General features: G+C 49.0%; 3 protein-coding genes. All 3 read left to right on the plus strand.

Translation table 11 applies throughout. The features are described 5' to 3' along the window. Nucleotides 1-655: 655 nt before the first annotated feature. The 3 genes from H6570_06955 (at nt 656) to H6570_06965 (ending at nt 22,029) form a co-directional block, all read left to right on the plus strand. Nucleotides 656-6,883: a T9SS type A sorting domain-containing protein gene (locus H6570_06955; GenBank protein ID MCB9319002.1), complete on the plus strand. Its 6,228-nt coding sequence runs from the start codon at nt 656-658 to the stop codon at nt 6,881-6,883. A gap of 892 nt (nt 6,884-7,775) precedes the next feature. Then, nucleotides 7,776-14,273: an HYR domain-containing protein gene (locus H6570_06960; protein MCB9319003.1), complete on the plus strand. Its 6,498-nt coding sequence runs from the start codon at nt 7,776-7,778 to the stop codon at nt 14,271-14,273. A 355-nt stretch (nt 14,274-14,628) separates the two neighbouring features. After that, nucleotides 14,629-22,029, plus strand: a complete 7,401-nt coding sequence (locus tag H6570_06965; protein MCB9319004.1) for a M36 family metallopeptidase — start codon at nt 14,629-14,631, stop codon at nt 22,027-22,029. The last annotated feature ends 720 nt before the right edge of the window (nt 22,030-22,749 follow it).

Consider the following 22,749-nt stretch of genomic DNA (forward strand, 5'->3'; position numbering starts at 1 on the left):
ACCGGTGCTGACCGACCGAAGGGAGCGTCAGTAGAGACTGCTAAAGGCGTATTGAATAAACGCATGGTGAAGGTGGATTAACAAATTGTCGATTTACAAGCGACCTCAATTCATATAATCATCTGCTAATGAATTAAATATATTATTTTTTTCGATGCCAGATAAAGAAAAAATCAGACACTCCCGGCTAGTAAAAAATTTCTTTTGCGCATGAATTTTGATACCTTTATGTTAAGAGGGAACAAATCAACCTGGAGTTAGAAACCTTAAGAAACCAACAAACCTGTTCTTTATCTTTTTCCTTGGGGAATAATATTCCCGGGTCCTTTATCATCTATCCACTGCCTGATTGGGTTTTGAAGTTGGATAACTGTGGTTGGACCGGTCATTACATATGGAAAAAGTTTATCAACAATTAATCAAGTTTATTACCTGCCAATTAAGAACCATGCTATTCGGCCTGGGTTTTCGATGGGTTGTGCTTGGCGCTGCCTTTTTGCCAGCGGCACTGAAAGCGCAACCATGTACCCTTTCGATCGATAGTACGAGTACTCCGATGCAAATACCATTGGGAGGCAAGCTTCCTTTTTAAGCCACCGCATCCGGAGGGGAGGGAAATTGTAAACTAGCACTGGATATACAGCGTGTCGGGGACATGAGCTGGACTTTTGTAGCCTCAGTCTCCGGGGGGGCCAATAAAGTCCTGAGTGGGTCCACCACTTTACCTGTAGCGACTTTTCCTGCTGGTAATTATACGTTAATGTTTTCCTATGGATGTGATGGTATGGGATGCATTCCCGATTCGACCAGAATTCCATTACAAATTGTGAGCACTCCCGGTATTATCAATGAGCGGGTAACTGAAGACATCTGCCTGGGAGGACGCATGGACTTTTATGCCAATGCTTTTGGAGGGATGGGCAATTGCCGGCTGGGTATCGAAATCCGGGCATATGATCCTACCAACACCCAACCTTATAAGTTCCTGGCTTCAGTATCCGGTGTTCCGGATTTGAAACTGGCTGGTTCTACGACATTGATGGCAACTATGTTTCCGGTAGGTGATTATGAAGTCCGGTTGTTTTATGAATGTGGTCCGGATGCAATGAGCAGGACCCTCGTGGATGAAAAGACCTTATTAATTGCTATTCATCCCCTGCCGCAAATCCGGATGGATGCAGACCTTGATGATACCATCTGTTCCAGGGAAGTCTTTTACCTTCCAGGTTTATTCGAGGATCTTCCCCCAGGGTACACCATGCAATTCAAGGACAATCTGGGGAACCTTATCGATACGAATCAACGGATTATCAATACGGGTTCTGGTCCCATCGTACGTAATTATTCCTTAACTCCCTATTCCTGTATTCCGCCTACATGCATCACCGATATTCGGGTTGGAGGGCAGACAGGAGACAATTATATTGGGCCGACATGTAATGGTGACGGCACTTTCCGGACCTGTTTTTACCTTACAGGCAAAAATTTACCTGATAATCTTTCACTTTATTCTGCGGAGATCAATGGGCAATTATACAATGCTGATTTTTTTCAAAAGCTGGCTCTCGATCGGGCGGTGGTTTGTTTTCGAAAAGTAACTGCTTCCGGTCCCGTCACCGTGAACATGATTATTTTCAATCGGTGTAGTCTTCAGCTTACGGACCTTTTTACAGCGCCGGATTGCACCTCTCCTTCCAATTGCCTGACGGATTTCAGAGTTGCAGGAGCGCCATTGGATAACTACACCGGACCCGCTTGTGATGTTAACGGAACCTACCGGACCTGCTTTTATCTTACCGGGCCTAATTTGCCCAATAACATCAATGCTTACAATATTGAAATAAATGGCCAGGTTTATACTCCTGCATTTTTCCAGGCTCTATCACCAAATACTGTTGTTTTATGCGCGAGGGGAATCCACGCCCAGGATAGTGCGGATGTTACCATTTCTGTGAATGGCCTGTGCAACCTGACCAAAGAAAATTTATACAAGGAACCGGATTGTTCCTTGCCAGCGGATTGTATTACAAGTTTCCGACTTGGAGGGCAGCCTGGCGATACATATATCGGACCTACCTGTAACGATGGTGCATCAACGTACCGGACAACATTTTATATTACCGGATCGGCATTACCACCTGATGTTTCCGATTATGAAGTGGTGATTGATGGGAATGCCCATACACCTACGTTTTTTAAGCAAATAAATTCTTCCACGGTTGTGGTGGGTATACTCAATATTCCTTCTACCGGAATGCCAGTTTCTGTTACCATTAACATTCAGATGACGTGTACTAACACCATTACGGATATGTACACGGAACCTATCTGTACAGCACCACTGGTCGCGGAATTCCCGGTGACTTCTCAGGCACCTGGTGATGAATTCACCAATTCAGATCCATTTTGTTGCCCCGGACCAGCAGTTAATTTGCGTCGGACCGTTTTACCTGAACCATTGTTGCAGAGAGGGGTATCCCTGGCCGATACAGTGTGTTCCCACACAGCCTTCCGCTATGATTTAAGAGATCTGTTCCAAGACCTCGACCCCGGTTACAACCTGGTATTAACCGATACGATGGGTAATCCCTTTAATCCGGTACTTGACAGCACCATTATGAACAATGGGGCGGATCCCGTTACTTTATCGTATTCGCTGATTCCCTTTATTTGTGCGGAAACAACCATGCATTGCTGCCCGGGAGATACATTTACGTATTTATTGACAATTCTACCCGCACCCAAGCTGGCAGCCAATGACCGTGTCACGATTTCATTAGGCAGTTCCTGCGAGCGGATCGTTCAAGCGGGTGATTTATTAAATTCGACTTCTCCGTGTATAAATAATCTGGAAGTACGAATTACTTATCCGAAGGGAACCACACAATTTGATCCTCCTAATCGGGTAGATGCCTCACATCGTGGATATGCACTGACCTTCCAGGTAAATGATCTTGATGGGGTCAACCGCACCTGGGGAACCCTGGTCGTGGAAGACAAACTGGGCCCGGTCATCCGCTGTGAGAACGATACGCTGACATGCCTGGAAGCGGCTATTCTATCCTCTGAAGAATACCTCGAAACGTTGGTGAGCGACTGTGGTCCTTATCCGGCGCGGGTAGACCTGGTAAATTCGATCTGGGAAGACTACCACTGCGAAGATTCGTTATTCAGTGGCAAGATCACGCGAACGATCCGGAGCAGCGATCCATGGGGCAACCACAACGAATGCACCCAGGAGATCTGGATCGAGCGGAATAACCTGGACAGCCTGATCTGTCCGGATACGATCGAGGTAGAGTGCACGCTGCTGGAACTGTACAAGCAGTACGGATTACTGGATTCTCTGGCCAAAGAATTGTTTGGAGGCAGTATAAAGCTGGATCTGGAGGCTTTGGATCCTTTCACCTTGCAGGTGATCACGCGGTTCCTTTATAATAGCTCATTTACGGCTTATCCGGAAATCAAGACGCTGGATGGAAGCACGAGTCCGCTGTGGATTCCGGATTATTACTACGAGCTGTTCCCGGGGCTGGCGAATGCGCACTGCAATACGATAGCGGAATACGAGGATAAGGTATTTGAGATCTGTGGCAAATCGCGGAAGATCAGGAGAACGTGGACGATCTACGACTGGTGCGGACACCGGGATACGACGTGTGAGCAATGGATCATCGTCAAAGATACGATAGCGCCGTTCCTGAATTTCTTTGATTATTTCGACCTGGGCAGATCGGAAATGGATACGACGTCGTTGCTTGACCTGGCGGATAAGTTTACGGTACTGGCGTATACGGAGCCGCACGACTGTAAGGCACATGTACATCTTCCGGATGTAAAAAAATACTTCTTTGACTGCAACGACTTTGAAGTGGGTTATGAGGTAGAAGTAGCCGACGCGGGCCATCCTGGTAAGACGACGGTATTGAGCGGTACGCTGCCGGCAGACATCTATTTACCGGAAGGAGTTTTTACCATCAAATTGCGGTTGGTGGATGCGTGCTGGAATACGAGCCTGGAGGTACTACCGGGAAATTTATTTGGGGTAGGCGGCTTCAGATCCCTGTTCACGACGCTGGTGCCGGGCATCACGGTGCAGGTATTGGATGCGACGCCTCCGACGCCGGTGTGTGATGAGATCACGCAGGTGACCCTGGACCCGGCGAGCTGCTGGGCACGGATCAACGCGGAGGACCTGGATGACGGCAGCCACGACAACTGCTGCGATCAGCTGTATTATGCGGTGGCGCTGAAAGACAGCGTAGACTACTACGAAGCGCAGTTCCAGGAGTTCCTGTCGTCGGTGACGGAAGAATATTTCGGAGTAGACATTCCATTTGACGGCCTGGGCCTCTTTGAGACCGAGGCTCCCAACCTGGTGTCGTTCATGCGGGTGGCGCATGAGGTATGGATGAACCTGTGTGCCTTCGATGTGGTTGAAGACCTGACGGAGTGCGGAGAAGACCAGGTCGTGCTGCGGGTTTACGAGGCCTGTGGACTGCGCCCCTACGACGAACACATCAAGAAGAACGTGACGTGCATCCTGCCACCGATCTATCAGACGACACCGGGGGGTACACCTACGGCGGTTTACCAGTGGACGATCGACACGAAGCAGGAGCATTTCTTCTACGAGCTGATGAATGCCTGCTGGGATGATTATTTCCCATTGCTGGGCTGCATCACGAATGAGTCGCTGTACCTGCGTTATGTATGGTGCCTGGTGGAATACTACAAAGACAAAGGTCAGTTTGTACAGCTGAACAAGATGACGCTGGATCAGATCGAGCTGGAACTGCAGAACATCCTGAATGCAGACATTGGCGAGTGCATTGTAGACAACATACCGGAGATCCTGGTGGGCCTGAAGGTGAAACAAAACTTCATGTACACGGATCTGCTGAAGACGAAATACAACGACTGCTGGATCGAGGTGCTGAAGGACGACAAGACACCACCGGTGGTGGTAGCACCTGAAGATGTTACGGTGTACTGCGACGGCGTACCTTACAACTGGACGGTCACCAAGCATTACGATTACGGGACAAAGTCGGTGGAATTAGGAGGAGAAGGAGCAAGCTTTGCGCATGATGTCTGTGAAGGCGGTGATGTGCTGAGTGATCATTGCATCACGCCACAACTGGTGTTCACGATCCTGACGCCGCCCAATGGTGGTTACGACGTGGTGAGTTGCTGCGTGGAGCAACCGTGGGATGGTGGTGAATACGGCTATTACGGAGGACCCCAGGTGGAAGGATATGCGTACGACGCCTGTGTGGATGGACTGGCGACGATCATACCCCAGTTGTCGCACGACTGGAAGCCGATCTATTGCCAGATCTGGTTGCTGCTGGATCAATACGACAATAAGGATGGCGGTCATCCGGATCCACAAAGCTACTTTGAGGATACAGCGGAAGACTGGGTGATCACAGACAACTGTTCATTGCCGGATACGCAAGTGGAGATTACCGGCAGTCTGAACGAATGTGGGGTAGGGACGCTGACGAAGACGGTGACGGCTACGGACAAGTGTGGTAACACCGCACACGACACGCAGACCCTGTATGTGAAGCCACGCTCCGACTTTGAGGTGATCTTCCCGGCAGATGCGGTGGTGGACTGTACGGATGGAGCGAACCTGGCAGCGGACCGCACAGGAGCGGGCTATCCGGAGATCAGCGACGACGATTGTGAGCTGATCGGGGTGACGTACTCGGATGAGCGCTACGATGTAACGGAAGGGTGTTATAAGATCTTAAGGCACTGGAAGCTGATCGACTGGTGTGTTTATTCACCGGACCTCCATAACCGCTATCCGGATGTGATCGTGGATGACCGGCTGCTGGCCGGAGAAGCGCGTCAGTGTGTTGTACGGAATCTGAAGGATGATGGTGATGGGTTTATGGAATACATCCAGGTGATCAAGGTGGTGGATGACGAAGCACCGGTGATTGTATGCAATGAGCTGGGTGAGACCTGTATCTACGACAACAACTGCGATGCAGCGACGGTTAACTATGAGTTGCTGGCCTCAGGCACGGACAACTGTGCAGCAGCGGATGAGATCCAATACCGCTACACGGTATTGGCCGATGAGACGACACCGGTAGTTTACGGACAAGGCCATGAATTAACAGCAGAACTGGCCGTCGGCATCTATGGTGTCTGGCTGGTGGGTAAGGATCGTTGTGGGAACAAGGACAGTTGTTACACAACCTTCACGATAAGAGACTGCAAGAACCCAACGCCGTATTGTTACCATGGCATCGCCACGGTGGTGATGAGTCCATCGGGGGAGGTTGAAGTATGGGCTAGAGACTTCGATGCCGGCAGCTACGACAACTGTACGACGGCTGATGACTTGATCCTGAGCTTTACGGAAGACGGAGAAACACCAAGCATAACCTTCACCTGTGCCGATATCCCGGATGGCAGATCTCAAGAGATCGAGGTGGAGATCTGGGTGATCGATGAAGCGGGAAATAAGGACTTCTGTACGACCACGCTACTACTACAGGACAATACAGGTAATGCCTGCCAGGACAGCAGTCCATTGACGGAGTCGGGATCCGGTGTAGCATCTCCGGGACAAATGGAGAAAGAAGAAGGGATAAGGACGCCAGAGCTGTATCAGAATACGCCGAACCCGTTCAGCGGAGAGACGAAGATCGGATTCTGGCTGCCGGAGAGCATGACAGCCACCCTGCGGGTGATGGATGTGACCGGTAAAGAGCTGTACCGGGTGAGCGGCAGTTATTCGGGAGGTAATCATCTGATTACCCTGGAGGCTGGCAACATCCCGGAGGTGAAGGGTGTGTTGTTCTACCAGTTGGAGACAATTTCAGGTGTTCTCAATAGACGGATGGTCAAAGTGAATTAACCAATGCTGACCGACCGAAAGGAGCGTCAGTAGAAACGGAGAAAGGCGTGTTGAATAAGCGTATGGTGAAAGTGGATTAACCGATGCTGACCGGTGCTGACCGACCGAAGGGAGCGTCAGTAGAGACTGCTAAAGTCGTATTGAATAAACGAATGGTGAAGGTGAATTAACCAAGCTGACCGACCGAAGGGAGCGTCAGTAGAAACGGAGAAAGGGGTGGTGAACAGACGAATGGTGAAGGTGAATTAATAGGGATGCTGACAATGCGCGAGCATTCGTCAGTAGGATGGTGAAGGTGGATTAATTAATGCTGACCAGTGCACTAACTTTCGGCAATATTATGCTGATATAATTTTAGTTTTCGTTAGAATGGGATGTAATAAATCACCCACTAGCCACCAGTTAGGATCTTGACATAACGATACAATCGCCGATTGATATAAAATAGTCTGATTGCTGGATGATTCTCCTGGATCGAGCCACTTCATGCAATCTCATTGATAGGGGGATTTGAATTCAATGACTTTAGCAGCATACTAATGATAAATTATTGGAATAGTTAATAAAAAGTTTTGTTATCCATTGATTGTTAGATGCATTTCATTAAAAGCTCTGCAGAATTCTAATTATTTTTATTTCTATAAAATGCCGGTACAGGCAAGAGCGAACAAGTCTATCGCTTTCGGTTTGAAAACCCTGAAAACCAACTTGATTTGATGTCCTCAAATACTTACTGGCAAGTAGTTTTTTTGTTTTGACTGATTGATGTATTTAAAAAGCCATGTGATAAGGTCATTGGCTTTTATAAGTTAGATGCATTTTGACATGGCGAAAGCCGAGTAGACAAAGCGTATTTAACCGAAGTGATCCAAAAAACCAGATGATGCAAAAAATGACGACGCGAAATATACTGTTGTATTGCTACTTTTTGGCCGGAAGTCTATTGGCTCCAGTAAATGCTCAGATAACCGTTACCAATTCGGTTTTTCCGGTGGTAGGTGATACGTTACACTACTTGATTGGCAACCAGCCCGGCGCCATCAATCAGATCTTTACCCCTCCCGGAGGAAGTCAAGCCTGGGATCTCAGCAATTTGCAACCCACCCAGACCTGGGACCAGATCTTTCGTGATCCTGCTACCGGGACGGGCAGTGGAATGTTCCCGGCTGCGAGCAGCATGTTTAATCCAGTGAATTCCTCGGCTGAAATTTACTGGCAGGTAACTGCCAGCCAGGTCAATGATCTTGGGTATTATGGACTGGATCCTATTGGTCTTGGGATAACCCTGCCCTTTAAGAAATTCCCCGGTCTGCAAGTGACCTGGGCCCCTCTACAATTTTTTGACGTTAAAGCAAGTTCGGCAAGTACGTTAACCGTATTTCCAGCCTCGATCGCTCCAGCTTCCCTGCTTAGCTTACTAGTTTCAGCCGACTCCTTTCGCATCCGGATCGCTTATAATAGGTTAATGTCGATCGATGCCTGGGGCACCCTGGCCATTCCCGGAGGAACTTTTGACGTGTTACGTAAAAAACAAACCGATTATGTAGAGCAACGGATCGATGCCTATATTCCACCTCTACTGCTCTGGGTAGATGTTACGGATATTGTTCTGCAAAATATTGGGGGTGCTTTGGGAGTAGATACAATTACTTCTTTCCATTTCCTGAATGATGTGTCGAAGGAAGAAATCGCTGTTTGCCTTTTTGACAAGGATATAACCCAGGTTCTCAGCGTCCAGTACAAAATGGCGGATACCATGGCACCCATGGCCGTATGTCAGGACCTGACGGTCTATCTGGATGCCACTGGGAATACATCGATTATGGCTCAGGACCTGGACGGAGGCAGTACGGACAACGTAGGTATTACAAGTTATAGTGCCTCCCGGACCAGCTTTGACTGCATGGACCTGGGATTGACTGATGTGATTTTAACTGTGGCCGATATTGGCGGGAATTCGGATACCTGTACAGCTATGGTTACCGTCCTGGATACCATACGGCCGGTACCTCCGGCACCTCCCGCCAATGTATTTTCGGACTGTGCTAGTGATGTTCCGCCAGTTATATCTTTAATGGCCACAGACAATTGCGATGGTAGCATTACGGTTGATCCAATTTCAGTAGTAATTCCTGGCTCTTGTCCAAACGACTTTGTTATGAATCGCACCTGGACCTTTATAGATTCGAGTGGCAATTCGAGCAGTGTGAGCCAGATCATAACCGTTTCGGATACGACGCCACCGTTGCCACCTCAACCTCCGGCTAATTTGGCTTTGGACTGTGCAGCAGACATTCCACCGGGTGCACCATTAATGGCTATTGATAATTGCAATGGAGCAATAACAGTTGATCCATCGGCCCAGCTTATTCCTGGCGGATGTCCCAACAGTTTTGTGATGTTACGCACCTGGACTTTTATCGATTCATGTGGTAATTCATCAAGCGTAAACCAGACCATCACGGTTGTGGATTCGGTGCCACCGGTACCACCGCAACCTCCAGCTAATTTGGCTTTGGACTGTGCAGCAGACATTCCACCCGGTACACCATTAATGGCTATTGATAATTGCAATGGAGCAATAACAGTAAATCCAACGGATCAGATTACTCCTGGCGGGTGTCCCAATAATTTGGTTGTAGTTCGGACCTGGACTTTTATTGATTCATGTGGTAATTCATCTAGTGTAAACCAGACCATCACAGTTGTGGATTCGGTGCCACCGGTAGCAGTTTGCATGGATATCACTATTCAGATAGAAGCAGGTGCCAGCGCTGGTATCATAGCCTCAGATATTGATGGAGGGTCAATGGATAATTGTACGATTGATACCCTAACCATTAACCCCTCTGTTTTTACCTGTCCAGATGTAGGTACCATGAATACGATGAGTACCTTAAAAGTTATTGATGAATGTGGTAACGTCGACTCATGTATTGCTCTGATAACGGTTCTGTGTTGCGATACGCCGAGTATTACCTGTCCTGCGGATATTACGGTGACGGCTGATCCTTTTGCCTGTGAGGTACCGGTGAGCTACTCGTCACCAACCGTGATGAGCAATTGTACGCCGGTGATCACGCAGCTATCCGGACCTGCATCAGACAGCATGCTATACATTGGGATGTATACCGTTCAGTTCGAAGCGAGCAATGGACCCACCAAAAAAGCCACGTGTTCCTTTACGATCACCGTGCTGGAGAACGGCCAGTCGCAACCGTTGCAATCCACTGCCAAGCGGGCGGCGGCAGGCCTGGCATGCCAGGATCATGTGAACATCAGCCTGAGCAGTGACTGCCAGCGTGTGATCACCGCTCGTGATGTGCTGGTGACCGGTAGCGCCGGTTGTATCGACCGCTACAACTGTGAAGTTTTCAGACCAGGAAGCCTCATTCCGATTCCGGGAGCTACCCTGACGTATGAACACGTCGGTCAGACGTTAACCTATGTGGTGGAAGACATCCAGTCGGGCGGTAAATGCTGGGGTACGCTAAAAGTGGAAGACAAGCTGGGCCCGGTCATCCGCTGTGAGAACGATACGCTGACCTGCCTGGAAGCGGCGATAAGCTCGACCGACGATTACATGGAATCGTTGGTGAGCGACTGCGGACCATATCCGACGCAGGTGGAAATTGTGCATTCGATCTGGGAAGATTACCAATGCGAAGATTCGTTATTCAGTGGCAAGATCACGCGAACGATCCGGAGCAGCGATCCATGGGGCAACCACAACGAATGCACCCAGGAGATCTGGATCGAGCGGAATAACCTGGACAGCCTGATCTGTCCGGATACGATCGAGGTAGAGTGCACGCTGCTGGAACTGTACAAGCAGTACGGATTACTGGATTCTCTGGCCAAAGAATTGTTTGGAGGCAGTATAAAGCTGGATCTGGATGCTTTGGATCCTTTCACCTTACAGGTGATCACGCGGTTCCTGTATAATAGCTCATTTACGGCTTATCCGGAAATCAAGACGCTGGATGGAAGCACGAGTCCGCTGTGGATTCCGGATTATTACTACGAGCTGTTCCCGGATCTGGCGAATGCGCACTGCAATACCGTAGCGGAATACGAGGATAAGGTATTTGAGATCTGCGGCAAATCGCGGAAGATCCGGCGCACGTGGACGATCTACGACTGGTGCGGACACCGGGATACGACGTGTGAGCAATGGATCATCGTCAAAGATACGATAGCGCCGTTCCTGAATTTCTTTGATTATTTCGACCTGGGCCGGTCGGAAATGGATACGACGTCGTTGCTTGACCTGGCGGATAAGTTTACGGTACTGGCGTATACGGAGCCACACGACTGTAAGGCGCATGTACACCTTCCGGATGTAAAAAAATACTTCTTTGACTGCAACGACTTTGAAGTGGGTTATGAGGTAGAAGTAGCTGACGCGGGTCATCCTGGCAAGACGACGGTATTGAGCGGTACGCTACCGGCAGACATCTATTTACCGGAAGGAGTTTTTACCATCAAATTGAGGCTGGTAGACGCGTGCTGGAATACGAGTTTGGAAGTATTGCCGGGAAATTTATTTGGGGTAGGCGGCTTCAGATCCCTGTTCACGACGCTGGTGCCAGGCATCACGGTGCAGGTATTGGATGCGACGCCTCCGACGCCGGTATGTGATGAGATCACGCAGGTGACCCTGGACCCGGCGAGCTGCTGGGCGCGGATCAACGCGGAGGATCTGGATGACGGCAGCCACGACAACTGCTGCGATCAGCTGTATTATGCGGTGGCGCTGAAGGACAGCGTAGACTACTACGAAGCGCAGTTCCAGGAGTTCCTGTCGTCGGTAACGGAAGAATACTTTGGGGTAGACATTCCATTTGACGGCCTGGGCCTCTATGAGACCGAGGCTCCCAACCTGGTGTCGTTCATGCGGGTGGCGCATGAGGTGTGGATGAACCTGTGTGCGTTTGATGTAGTTGAAGACCTGACGGAGTGTGGAGAAGACCAGGTTGTGCTGCGGGTTTACGAGGCCTGTGGACTGCGGCCCTACGACGAACACATCAAGAAGAACGTGACGTGCATCCTGCCACCGATCTATCAGACGACACCGGGGGGTACACCTACGGCGGTCTACCAGTGGACGATCGACACGAAGCAGGAGCATTTCTTTTATGAGCTGATGAATGCATGCTGGGATGATTATTTCCCGTTGCTGGGCTGCATCACGAATGAGTCGCTGTACCTGCGTTATGTATGGTGTTTGGTGGAATACTACAAAGATAAAGGTCAGTTTGTACAGCTAAATAAAATGACGCTGGATCAGATCGAGCTGGAACTGCAGAACATCCTGAATGCAGACATTGGCGAGTGCATTGTAGACAATATACCGGAGATCCTGGTGGGCCTGAAGGTGAAACAAAACTTCATGTACACGGATCTGCTGAAGACGAAATACAACGACTGCTGGATCGAGGTGCTTAAGGACGACAAGACACCGCCGGTAGTGGTAGCACCTGAAGATGTTACGGTGTACTGCGACGGCGTACCTTACAACTGGACGGTCACCAAGCATTACGATTACGGGACAAAGTCGGTGGAATTAGGAGGAGAAGGAGCAAGCTTTGCGCATGATGTCTGTGAAGGCGGTGATGTGCTGAGTGATCATTGCATCACGCCACAACTGGTGTTCACGATCCTGACGCCGCCCAATGGTGGTTACGACGTGGTGAGTTGCTGCGTGGAGCAACCGTGGGATGGTGGTGAATACGGCTATTACGGAGGACCCCAGGTGGAAGGATATGCGTACGACGCCTGTGTGGATGGACTGGCGACGATCATACCCCAGTTGTCGCACGACTGGAAGCCGATCTATTGCCAGATCTGGTTGCTGCTGGATCAATACGACAATAAGGATGGCGGTCATCCGGATCCACAAAGCTACTTTGAGGAGACAGCTGAAGACTGGGTGATCACAGACAACTGTTCATTGCCGGATACACAAGTGGAGATTACCGGCAGTCTGAACGAATGTGGGGTAGGGACGCTGACGAAGACGGTGACAGCTACGGACAAGTGTGGCAACACGGCACACGACACGCAGACCCTGTATGTGAAACCACGGTCCGACTTTGAAGTGATCTTCCCGGCAGATGTGGTGGTGGACTGTACGGATGGAGCGAACCTGGCAGCGGACCGCACGGGAGCGGGCTATCCGGAGATCAGTGACGACGACTGTGAGCTGATCGGGGTGACGTACTCGGATGAGCGCTACGATGTAACGGAAGGGTGTTATAAGATCTTAAGGCACTGGAAGCTGATCGACTGGTGTGTTTATTCACCGGATCTCCATAACCGCTATCCGGACGTGATCGTAGACGACCGGCTCCTGGCCGGAGAAGCGCGTCAGTGTGTCGTACGGAATCTGAAGGATGATGGTGATGGTTTTATGGAATACATCCAGGTGATCAAGGTAGTAGATAACGAAGCACCTGTGATTGTGTGCAATGAGCTGGGTGAGACCTGTATCTACGACAACAACTGCGATGCAGCGACGGTTAACTATGAGTTGCTGGCCTCAGGCACGGACAACTGTGCAGCAGCGGATGAGATCCAATACCGCTACACGGTATTGGCCGATGAGACCACTCCGATTGCATTCGGACAAGGCCATGAACTGAATGCAGAACTGGCCGTCGGCACCTATGGCGTCTGGCTGGTGGGTAAAGACCGCTGTGGAAACGAGGACAGTTGCTACACAACATTTACGATAAGAGACTGCAAGAACCCGACCCCGTATTGTTACCATGGCATCGCTACAGTGGTGATGAGTCCATCGGGGGAGGTTGAAGTATGGGCTAGAGACTTTGATGCCGGTAGCTACGACAACTGTACGACAGCCGATAACCTGATCCTGAGTTTCACGGAAGACGGAGAAACACCAAGCATAACGTTCACCTGTGCGGACATCCCGGATGGACGTTCCCAGGAGATCGAGGTAGAGATCTGGGTGATCGACGAGGCCGGTAACAAAGACTTCTGCACGACGACGTTGTTGCTACAGGATAACAGTGGTAATGCCTGCCAGGACAGCAGTCCGTTAACGGAGTCGGGATCCGGAGTAGCATCTCCGGGACAAAAGGTAAAGGGAGAAGAGATAAGGACGCCAGAACTCTATCAGAATACGCCAAACCCATTCAGCGGGGAGACGAAGATCGGCTTCTGGTTGCCGGAGAGCATGACAGCCACCCTGAAGGTGATGGACGTGACCGGTAAAGAGCTGTACCGGGTGAGTGGCAGCTACTCTGGAGGTAATCATCTGATTACACTGGAGGCTGGCTCAATACCTGAGATGAAAGGGGTGCTCTTTTATCAGTTGGAAACTAAATCCGGTGTGATCAATAAACGCATGGTGAAGGTGAATTAATAGGATGCTCACGATGCGCCAGCATTCATCAGTAGGATGGTGAAATTGAACTAATAAGATGTTGAAATTGCGCCAGCAATCGTAGGGTAGGTTTACTCTTTAAACAATTGAAAGAACATCAAGAAAGCGATGGTATTCCATTACCGATTCTTAGCTGGTCTTTGTTTTTTTGAAGCCTTATTTCATTTCTATTTTGTGCGTTTATGCCTCATCCTTATAGGATTTTGGTCCTGGGGATAAATCTGCAATTTTACTTGAATGAATTAAGTATATATTAATTGAAATTATATATATTTGATTCGTATAACAGTTCTAAAAGAGCTGTTATCATTGATGTACTGAAAAACCAAGATGTATGCACGCCTGGAAGAGATTCTGCCACTTTTCTATTGTAATCTACCTATTGATTTTTGCTGTTTCCAGTCAGGCTCAAAGCACGAGTGCCCTGAGAGACCTGGTTATTAAGGAAGCCGCCAAATCGTATGCAGCCAGTGACTTGTCGGAGTCCCAATTAAGTTATTCCTATGCAACGACTGGATTGAACGTTACCCATGTTTATCTGCAACAATATTATCATGGGATACCTGTTTTTAACGGGGTTATCAATGCAGCAGTTCGAGGAGGCGAGGTAGTCCATTTCAATTCGACCTATGTGAAAGGGATGGAGCAGAGGGCAACTACCGACATGCGGATGATGACGGTCGCACAGGCTATGACTTATGCGGCAAACCATGTCCAGATGCAGCTTCCTTCCAATATGGGAACTGCTGAAATTACCTACAATGGCAATGGACTTCCGGTCAAATATTTATATGCTCCGGTACACGAAAATGAAGAACGACCTGCCGTAAACCTGTTTTGGTACCAGGATCCACAGAATGCCAAACAGGTTTATTTATGTTGGGAGGTGATTCTGGATGACCAGCCCAATCAAAACATTTGGCACATCATGGTTGACGCTCACGACGGAACCATACTTGGTCAGTACGATGCCGTGATCAAGTGTTTTTCCGATGATGAACTGGGTATCCATGGAAACGAATCGGTACACACAACTCAGTCAACTCGAGTCAGTGCTCATGCGGACAATCGTACCAGCATTTTAGGCATAAACATGCCAGTGATGAGTGCTACCTACAATGTTTATGATGCACCGATTGAGTCTCCGAACTTTGGGAGTCGCAGCCTGGTCATGGATCCCTGGGACCGCAATGGGATGGGCAATCCGGCCGGGACGCTGATGTGGCATAACGATGGAACCAACATTTATACCTATACCCGGGGAAATAATGTTTATGCATACGAAGATACGTTGAACACGAATCCTGGATTACCTGCTACCGGTGTTTCGAACGGTCATTATTCTCCGGATGGAGGGATGACCTTTAATTTTGCTTTTCCGTTGAATCTGGCTAATCATCCCCGGACCAATGTGGATCCGGCTATCACCAATCTTTTTTTCTGGAATAACCTGAATCACGATATTTTTTATCAATATGGTTTTGATGAACAGGCAGGTAACTTCCAGATAGATAACCTTGGTCGTGGAGGATCAGGTAACGATGCCGTGCGTGCTGAGGCCATGGATGGCTTTATCTCTCCGGGATCCAGGAACAATGCGAATTTCTTTACTCCGGACGATGGTCTGCCCCCCAGGATGCAAATGTTTGTATGGAACGTGCCACCTCCACCTTTGTTTACTATTTCCAGTCCTGCAAGCATAGCCGGAGATTATAAGGTGGTAGAAAGTGGTTTTAGCCCCAATAATAAACTGGCTAATGTTGGTCCTGTTTCAGGAGCGATCTATTACATAGGAGGAGAAGGATGTTCAGCCATGGATTATCCGGTTGCGCTGTCTGGGAAGATAGCCCTTATTGACCGGGGAACTTGTGCCTTTACGGTTAAAGTAAAATTTGCTCAGGATGCCGGAGCTATTGCGGCCATTGTGGTTAATAATAATACTGGACTCCCAACAACGATGGGAGGCAATGATCCTTCGATCACCATTCCTGCCTTTATGATCAGTATGGCCGATGGGAGTCTTATCAAGGCTCAAACCAACGGTACCGTAATGGCTTCAATGTCTCAGCCTGCTGGATTAGCTTTTAATCTGGGAGATTTGGACAATGGTGTTATCACCCATGAATACGGACACGGCATTTCCAACCGTCTGACCGGTGGCCCATTGAATTCCGGGTGTTTGGTTGTGAATGAGCAAATGGGGGAAGGATGGAGCGACTATTTTGCACTGATGTTAACGACAGACTGGACTATGGCCGCAGCCAACGATCGGCGACCCATAGGAACGTATGCACTGAATGAACAACCCGATGGTTTTGGAATCAGACCTTTTCCGTATTCCTATGACCTGTCCATCAATCCGGTAACTTATGCCGATCTGCCAAATGCCGCTTTATTGTCACTACCGCATGGCATAGGCACCGTATGGGCCAGCATGCTTTGGGACATGACCTGGAACATCATCAATATGCAGGGCGCAGATCCGGACATGTATCATGGTGTTGGAGGGAACAACATCGCATTGCAGTTGGTCATAGATGGACTAAAATTACAAACTTGTAATCCTGGATTCGTCGATGGCCGGGATGCCATCCTGCTGGCGGATCAGCTGCGCTATGGAGGAGCTCATACCTGTGCCATTTGGGATGCATTTGCCCGCCGGGGGTTAGGCTATAGCGCTTCTCAGGGAAGCCCCAATGACCGGAATGATGGCGTGCCTGCTTATGATGTCCTGCCTACAACTGTACAGAAAACCATATCGCCGGATACGGCTACAGAAGGTGATGTGGTGAACATTCATCTGGATGTTACTTGTGGTTGTGTTCCTGGAACGGTGACCGTGCAGGAGGATCTGGGCAATAAACTGAGTCATGTGAGCGGAGGATCTGCCTCCGGGAACCTGGTTTCATTTCCTCCATTGGTATGCGATGTGCCATTGAGTGTTACCTCCTACGACATACAGGCCAGAGTAAATTCATGCACTTATTCTGCTGTTATTGATACGCTGTTTGATGAAGACTTTGATGCAATGCCGTTTCAAATTCAGTCTGATTATTTGAGCGGATCATTAAACTGGAATGTTATCGGCACCCAATACCATAGTCCACCTAATTCTGCATATGCTTTAGATTTTCCTTCTCCTTCCGATAACGCAATCCTGAACGCGTCACCCATTTTATTGGACCAGGCCGCAGAACTTTCATTTTACCATCGATTCGAAACAGAGGATGAATGGGATGGCGGTGTAGTTGAAATTTCCACCGACAATGGCACAACCTGGACCGATCTGGAATCATTGTTTACTCAAAATGGATATACCGGCAGACTGCAAACATTTGGTCGAAACGGATTTGAAGGATCAAGCGATGTAGCGTTCGGTATAGCTGGCTTCGTGGAAAGTAAAGTGGACCTCACTCCGTTTACAGGGCAGTCGGTGTTCATTCGTTTTCGCTTTATGACAGACCCGGCTACCGGAGGTGCCGGTCTAAATGGGTGGTACATTGATGATATTATGATAACCTCGAGCAATAGGGAAGCTGCAACAGCACGTGTACTGGATAGCGGAGGTGGTATCCTTGATGAGCAAACCTGTACGATAGCCATCAATCAAAATACAGTCGTTGATTTAACCTGTCATGATTTGGTCAATGTATCCTTGTCCTCAACCTGTGAACGACTCATCTCTCCGGAAGAATTGGCCACTACGATTTGCTCATCACTGTCAGATCGTTTCATAGTACAGATTGATTATCCCGAAACAACTCACCAGTTCGATCCTGCTAATATGGTTGATGTCTCCCATGTGGGACGAACACTTACCTATAATGTTTTTGACTCGGAAAATGGAAACCGGTGCTGGGGTAAAATCAAAGTTGAAGATAAAATACCTCCCCAGATCCTTTGTCAGAACACAACCGTATCCTGTTTTAACCTCGACGAACTCGTTGATGCCGTTTCAATTGATAACTGCGATGAATACCCCACACAAATTGATATACTCGAAAAGCAGTGGACAGACCTGGGTTGTGACGACCGGGATCTCATCGGTTATCTGGCAAGAAAAGTACGTGCCACGGACGTATGGGGTAACTTCAAAGAATGCCGTGATACGCTCTTTGTTCGCAAGGAGACCATAGACAGCCTGGTCTGTGGACCGGACACCCTGATCGAGTGTACGACCGAAGTGGTTCGAAACAATAAAACCGTAGAGTTATTATGGAATAGCGGGAAGAACGGCGATACCTACCTGGACGGTCAGGGGTACGCCCATCCGTGGCCAACAAAAGGTGATGGCTATTTTCCGGCACCCTATCTTAAAAGCACACAGCCGGGCCAGTTGCCAGGCTACTTGTTACCTAATCGCACGGACGCCGGACCGGACTTTGCCAATTCCGGTAAATGCCAGATTGTGTTCGATTACGAGGATCACATTGTGCCGACCTGTGGCCGCTCCTATAAGATCCGCCGTACCTGGCACATTTACGACTGGTGTGGTAAGCAGGATACGACCTGCGTACAATGGTTTAAGATTACCGATACGCAAGCGCCGGTGATCGCCAGTGAATTCCTGTATACCCGGGAACAGTCATGTGCAACCTTGCCAAACAGTGCAATGGAAGAAGCTAACCGGCTGGGCTCATTGTTGGCATGCACGGCCCTGGAAGCCGAGGTAGATCCCCATGACTGCAAGGCCGGCTTAAGCCTTCCCGATCCGCGGGCATGGGTTGAGAAAGATTGTGACGATGTCCTGGATGTTTATTACGAGATCGAATATGTTGATCCGACCCACCCTGGAAAGGTGTTGCTGGAATCGGGAACCATTGCCGAAGGAGGTACCGCTCATGTATACCTGCCTGCCGGCTGGCACAACGTAGTATACCACGTGAGGGACCGGTGCTGGAACGAAACTTTGTTGCTGCAGGGCATCAGCGTCTATGACAATACACCCCCAACACCGGTGTGTGACGAGATCACGCAGGTGACGCTGGACCCGGAAAAATGCTGGGCAAGGATTTATGCCAAAGACCTGGATGATGGCAGCCACGACAACTGTTGCGATAAACTGCACTTTGCAGTTGCGAACATGGACAGTGTGATTTACTGGCGGGAATACTGGCAAGACTTTTTTGCATCTTGTTTTGGCAGCGAAGTCTACCAGGCAAACCTGGATGATTTGAATACTGTAATCGAAGAATGGATCAATGTATTTGTGTTTGACGATTACATCGATGTGACAGAATGTGGCCGGGAACAACTGGTATTGCGGGTTTATGAAGCTTGTAATTTACCCGAATACGATCCACATACGTTCTTTGGCGGCGAACATGAGTGGTATTGGTACAATCACAGTTTGTTGTTTATACCGTATTATCTGTGGCGATTGGATGATTACATCAACGATAGAGATCCACGATTGAATTTTGTATGTGCGGATATCAATGGTACGGATGAGATAAGGGTTGACGATCCTGTGTTCTATACACTTTATATTGACCGGCATTTTGGTAGCATGCCGGAGTTCACCAGAGATGGATATTTCGGATGCACGGACGCAAGCCTTGAATCCAATTCATTGCTTGAGAATATCTTTACCCGGTTGAGCAAATTACATACAGCATCACCCATATCCCTATGTCAATGGGGACCAATTAGCCAGGAGACAAAGGCAGACTGGGAGCAGCGGGTACTGATACCCTACCGCACGGAAGCGGAGATTACTAAAAAGTTGAATCTGACCGGCTTGTACTATACGCCTGTTCGCTACAACGACTGCATGATCGAAGTGCGTAAGGACGATAAGACACCACCGGTGGTGGTTGCTCCTGAGGATGTGACGGTTTACTGTGACGGTGTTCCCTACTGGTGGGAGCTGACGAAGCCTTATGCCGGAGGCACCAAAACCGCCACGGTGAAAGGGCATGGAGCCTCCTTTACACATGATGTATGTGAAGGAGAAGATGCATTGTCTACTTATTGTGCAGATCCTTACATCTACCCAGTAGGATGGAACACTTCAGGTGCTCCGGTAGAAGTAACGACGGTTTGCTGCGTGGAGATTCCCTGGGATGGCGGAGACTTCGGCTACTACGGTGGCTCGGTCTGCGGTGAGTCTAATTATGCCGGCGGCGTGAACTGCGATGAATACAGCTACTGGTACCACGATCACAACTGGCAGCCGATCTACTGCAGATTGTGGCTAATGCTGGATAAATACGACAACCCGGATGGTGGACACCCGAACCCGCAAAGCTACTTCGATGAGACGGCGGAAGACTGGGTGATCTCGGACAACTGCTGGGCTCCGGAAACGGAAGTGGAATACAGTGGAAGCCTGAACGAATGTGGGGTAGGGACGTTGACCAAGACGGTGACAGCTACCGACAAATGTGGTAACACGGCACACGACACACAGACGCTGTATGTCAAACCACGCTCCGACTTTGAAGTGATCTTCCCTGAGGATGTGGTGGTGAACTGTACCGACCCGGGCAGCCTGGCGGCAGACCGCACGGGAGCGGGTTATCCGGAGATCAGCGACGACGACTGTGAGCTGATCGGGGTGACGTACTCGGATGAGCGTTACGATGTGACGGAAGGCTGCTACAAGATCTTAAGGACGTGGAAGCTGATCGACTGGTGTGTTTATTCACCGGATCTGCACAGCCGCTATCCGGATGTGATCGTCGACGACCGGTTGGTAGCGAGTGACAGCAGATGCTGCATCCACCGGAATCTGAAGGATGACGGTGATGGTTACATGACCTATCTGCAGGTGATCAAGGTGATCGACGACGAAGCACCGGTGATTGTCTGCAATGCGCTGGAAGAGACCTGCATCCTGGACAACAACTGCGATGCAGCGACAGTCCGCTACGAGTTGCTGGCTTCAGGCACAGACAACTGTGCTGCAGCGGATGAGATCCAGTACCGCTATACGGTATTGGCGGAGGAGACCACGCCGGTAGCCTATGGACAAGGCCATGAATTAACAGCAGAACTGGCGGTAGGTACCTATGGTGTCTGGCTGGTAGGTAAAGACCGTTGTGGGAACGAGGACAGTTGCTACACAACCTTTACGATAAGAGATTGCAAGAACCCAACGCCTTATTGTTACCATGGCATCGCCACGGTGGTGATGAGTCCATCGGGCGAAGTGGAGATCTGGGCTACGGACTTTGATGCGGGCAGCTACGACAACTGTACGACAGCCGATAACCTGATCCTGAGCTTTACGGAAGACGGCGAGACCCCAAGCATCACGTTCACCTGTGCAGACATCCCGGATGGACGTTCCCAGGAGATCGAGGTGGAGATCTGGGTCATCGACGAGGCCGGTAACAAAGACTTCTGTACGACGACGTTGCTGCTACAGGATAACAGTGGCAATGTCTGCCAGGACAGTAGTCCGTTGACGGAGTCGGGATCCGGAGTAGCATCACCAGGACAAAAGGTAAAGGGAGAAGGGATAAGGACCCCAGAACTCTATCAGAACACGCCGAACCCATTCAGTGGGGAGACGAAGATCGGCTTCTGGCTGCCGGAAAGCATGACAGCAACCCTGAGGGTAATGGATGTGACGGGCAAGGAGCTGTACCGGGTGACAGGTAGTTATTCAGGAGGAAATCATTTGATTACCCTGGAGGCTGGTAGCATTCCGGAAGTGAAAGGTGTGTTATTTTACCAACTTGAAACCGAAAAAGGTGTGTTGAATAAGCGTATGGTCCGGGTTAACTAATTAATTGATTTAGTAGCGGTTAGCATCACTGTATAAATAGAAAGGAGGATGTTGTCCTGTATGAATATGGTAGGGCAGCATCCTTTTTTTGTTTCCAGTAATCGTAATGTGTGAGAATCTACAAGGCTATACCGATCTGACTTACCATTGCCGGGAATTTAATATTTTACATGGCATGAATGGCAACCTATCAATGTTTTGAGCAGTTCAGGCCAATTTCGGAGCAGTTGGAGCTACATACAAATTGACAGGCTGAATATTGTGCTGATCCTAATGGCACTGATATTGGCTTACATCATCCCGTTTCAACTATTCATCTTTGCATATGCGGTAATCGGTCCGCTACATTATTTAACGGAGATTAATTGGCTTCACCAGAAGGCCTATTTTATCGGTAACAGGAAATGGATTTTGGTTCCGATAGTTCTGGCTTTTCTGTTTGGATTACCGGAAATACTCTCACTGATTGATTTGAAGTCAATATCCTGGTTCAGGCCCGAATGGATAACGGCTAGTTATACCTGGATTAATGGGTGTATCTGGGTTGCACTATTGGCAGCTTTTGGTTGGGTGTTTTTGCCAAGAACCTCATGGAGAATAGTCCTGGTATTGACCGGACTTATTTCTGTTTTTTGGTTGAAAGCTTTTCCTGTTTATAATATCTGGATTGGATTATTGGTACCTACCTTAATCCATGTTTATTTTTTTACATTAATATTT

This window comes from Lewinellaceae bacterium, assembly GCA_020636135.1.
GTDB lineage: Bacteria > Bacteroidota > Bacteroidia > Chitinophagales > Saprospiraceae > JAGQXC01.